A 255-nucleotide genomic window follows, 5' to 3' on the forward strand; every position below is an offset into this window, starting at 1 on the left:
GCCGAGGTCAGCCTTGCCAGCAAGGGCGATTCCAGCCTGCCGATGCCGTTGCGCCGCATCACCGTGAAGCGCCAGGAGGGCGACACCATCACGCTTGTGACCAACGATCTCGAGCGGCCGGCCGTCGACATCGCCGCCCTCTACAAGGGGCGCTGGCAGATCGAACTGCTGTTCCGCTGGATCAAGCAGCATCTCAGGATCCGAAAATTCCTCGGCAACACCGACAATGCCATCCGCCTGCAGCTCTTCGCCGCC

1 protein-coding gene is annotated in these 255 nt (G+C 63.9%); it reads left to right on the plus strand.

Going from position 1 to position 255, the window contains the following annotated elements; genetic code table 11:
- Positions 1 to 255, plus strand: a 255-nt coding sequence (locus C7I84_RS29450) for a transposase (protein WP_133170194.1), incomplete at both ends; no start/stop codon positions are given.

The sequence above is a fragment of the Kumtagia ephedrae genome (assembly GCF_003012745.1).
Classification (GTDB): Bacteria; Pseudomonadota; Alphaproteobacteria; order Rhizobiales; family Rhizobiaceae; genus Kumtagia; species Kumtagia ephedrae.